Consider the following 3,094-nt stretch of genomic DNA (forward strand, 5'->3'; position numbering starts at 1 on the left):
GCAGGCCTGCCCGAAGATGTTCGCGCCCAACAACTTGATCACTTTGCCGATCTCAGCAGTCAACTCTACCCACGTTTGCGCCTCTACCTGTTTGACGCACGACGGCTATTCTCCAGCCCGATCACGGTGTTTGGGCCGCTGCTGGCCGTACTCTACCTGGGCCGCAACTATCTCGCCTTCCGCGACCGCGAACGCGTGACCAGCTTCACAGAACATTTTGACGAGCTCATCCGGCAAGCAGATGTCACCGCCCGACAAATCCCTGAGCATGTGGAAAAGCTCAAGGCAGAGATCGCACCCTAAACTTTGGGATCCGGGTTCACCGTAAAGCCATCCACAGCAATCACCTGCCCGCTGACCAACCGCGCCTTGTCACTGCATAGAAACACCGCCAATTCCGCCACGTCGCGCCCCTCCACAAAGGAGCCCAGCGCCGTGCCGGAGGCGTAGCCCTCATAAACCGCATCCCGCGTCATGCCTTTGGCCGCAGCTTCGCGCGCCAACACCCCTTCCATGCGCGGGCCTTCCACCGCACCGGGGCAAATCACATTGGCGCGCACACCATGTTGCCCCAACTCCATGGCCAGCGTTTTGGTCAGGCCGATGACCGCCCATTTCGCCGCCGCATAAGGAGCCCGATAGGGATAGCCATATTGCCCCGCGGTCGAAGAGGTCACCACAATGGCGCCCTGCCCCGCCGCCTTCATCATCGGCGCGGCATATTTGGCGGCCAAAAATGCCCCTTCTAGATTGACCGCCACGCAGGCCTGCCAATCTTGCAATTTTATATCCTCCACCGCCGCTGTTGGCCCAGCCACACCGGCATTTGCGCAAAGCACATCCAACCCGTCCCAAGCCGCACCAATCTCGGAAAACAACGCGGAAACAGCCCCTTCGTCGGTCACATCCAGCTGCGTTCTTCGCCAACCGTCCGGCACCTCTGCCAGAGCCGCCGCATCCACGTCGGCCACCCAAATCTTCCAGCCATCCCGGTCAAACACCTCCGCCATGGCGCGCCCAACGCCGGACGCGCCCGCGGTGATTAGAACCCGCCCGCTCATCGCGGCTGCCCCACGTAGCGCCCCAGCCCTTCCGGCGCGGGCAAATCCGCCTGCGCTTCGCTGATCATCTTCAGATTGGCGGCAATCTCCGGGCTAAACGGCGCAGGCCGCCGTGTCTCAAGGCTCACGTGGATCAGGATATGTTCCGCTGTTGCCAGCAGTTTTTCACCCGCATACATCTCATGCCAGAGGTGCATCTTTTTGCCCTCCGCCATCAGCACGCGGGTCCGCACCTCGATCACGCTACCCAAGTGGGTCTCATCGATGTGCCGGATATGCGTCTCGGCAGTGAAGAAGCTGCCGCCCGTCGCGATGTAGTCCTGATCACAGCCAATGATCTCCATCAGCCGGTCGCTGGCATCCGCAAACGCCTGCAAATACCGGCTTTCCGTCATATGTCCGTTGTAATCCAACCAATCCACCGGCACCGCGCGGCGCTGGGTCACAATCGGTAAGCTTGGGTTCGCAATATCAGCAGCGCGGCGCTCCATGCCTGCCGCTGCGGACAACTTGACGTCATGTTGATTGAGCACCGCGCCAGAGGCAAAATTCTGCGCCTTCAATGCCCGCATCATCGACACAAGATTGTTATCCCGAACGCGTTCCATCTCCCGAATGCTCATATGGCCTGATTGCGCGTCGCTCTGCCCGGCAATCAGATCCACCAGCTCATCGGTGAACTCCGGCACATCCATCAGCTTGGTCCAGGGCCACTTCAGACAGGGACCAAACTGCGCCATGAAGTGCTTCATGCCAGCCTCACCACCGGCCACGCGATAGGTGTCAAACAGCCCCATCTGCGCCCAGCGAATGCCAAAGCCCATGCGAATGGCCTCATCAATCTCTTCTGTGGTGGCAATGCCATCTTTTACCAGCCACAGCGCCTCACGCCACACTGCCTCAAGGAAGCGATCGGCAATATGCGCATCAATCTCCTTGCGCACATGCAGCGGGAACATACCCACGCCTTTGAGCGTCTCTTTGGCGCGCTCAACCAATTCCGGCGGGTTCTTCTCGGTCGGCACCAATTCCACCAGCGGCATCAGGTAGACCGGATTGAATGGATGTGTGACCACAATCTGCTCCGGCCGCATCGCGTCGCCCTGCAACTCGCTGGGTTTAAACCCGCTGGTCGAGCTGCCCAAAATCGCCTCCGGGTCACAATGCTCCTGCAACGTCTGATAGACTTTGCGCTTGAGCTCCAACCGCTCCGGAACGCTCTCCTGAATCCAACTCGCCCCGGCCACAGCCTCCGATATGGCCTCATGAAAACTCAGCGTACCTTCAGCGGGCAAAGCTGTATCACTCAGCCCCGGCAGAGACACCCGCGCATTGGCAATCACCTCGCCAATTTTGCGCTCCGCTTCCGGATCCGGATCAAAAACCCGCACATCCCAGCCATTGAGCAAAAACCGCGCCGCCCATCCGCCGCCAATCACCCCACCGCCAATAATCGCTGCCGTTGCCATGCTCAGTTCTTTCCTTCTTCACAGCGCACCAGATTTGCGGTCACGCCACTTTCATTCAAAATCAAAAGCCGGTCCTCATAGGTCACGAGGAACATCTGCGTCTCACTGTAGGCATACCCCGCATCCAAACAATCGGTGGTCAGCGCCCAACTGTTGGCCATGCCTGTGGGCTGGATCGTGCGAATGTCACAGCTCCACTCAATGCCAAAAAAACCGTCACGCCCGTACCAGGTTGGTGTCTCATCTCCCACCTCCCCGGCCCGCGCGCACCAAGAGGCATTGCCGGTCCAATAGCCTTCCCATAGCGGGCGCTCTTCCGCCCCCAATGGTGTCGCAGCCAAAATCGCAATCAGGGCCATTCCAAATCTCGGTGTCATCCTCTTACCTTTCCGCAGGAAACGGGTCGCCGCACGCCTGTGCCAAATCATAGGGTCCTCTCAAAAGGAGAGCTTACATGTCCATTCACTTCCACCCACTGCCCGCCGAGCACATTGCCGGCATCCGCAACACCCGAACCGACTCCTATGGCAACGTCGTTGAAGTCGAGGTCAGCGACGGAGACGG

The 3,094-nt window shown here is 59.6% G+C and carries 3 protein-coding genes and 1 pseudogene; 1 reads left to right on the forward strand and 3 read right to left on the reverse strand.

The window, feature by feature from the left end; all coding sequences use genetic code 11:
• Positions 1 to 303, forward strand: a pseudogene (locus QZ517_RS19915) (transcriptional regulator); the annotation flags it as partial.
• Here the strand turns inward: QZ517_RS19915 and QZ517_RS19920 are convergent.
• From QZ517_RS19920 to QZ517_RS19930, 3 genes are read right to left on the reverse strand one after another with little or no spacing between them, the layout of a single operon-like run.
• Positions 300 to 1,061 carry an SDR family NAD(P)-dependent oxidoreductase gene (locus QZ517_RS19920; RefSeq protein ID WP_294230779.1) on the reverse strand — a complete coding sequence of 254 codons (762 nt, stop codon included), beginning with the start codon at positions 1,059 to 1,061 and terminating at the stop codon, positions 300 to 302. The pseudogene QZ517_RS19915 and the gene QZ517_RS19920 overlap by 4 nt on opposite strands.
• Entirely contained in the window at positions 1,058 to 2,530 is a 1,473-nt protein-coding gene (locus QZ517_RS19925; protein ID WP_294230782.1) for a carnitine 3-dehydrogenase, read from the reverse strand. The genes QZ517_RS19920 and QZ517_RS19925 overlap by 4 nt, the downstream gene beginning before the upstream one ends.
• 2 nt (positions 2,531 to 2,532) lie before the next feature.
• Positions 2,533 to 2,907: a hypothetical protein gene (locus QZ517_RS19930; protein WP_294230787.1), complete on the reverse strand. Its 375-nt coding sequence runs from the start codon at positions 2,905 to 2,907 to the stop codon at positions 2,533 to 2,535.
• Positions 2,908 to 3,094: the final 187 nt, after the last annotated feature.

The organism is uncultured Shimia sp., from assembly GCF_913054185.1.
In the GTDB taxonomy this organism is placed as follows: domain Bacteria; phylum Pseudomonadota; class Alphaproteobacteria; order Rhodobacterales; family Rhodobacteraceae; genus Shimia.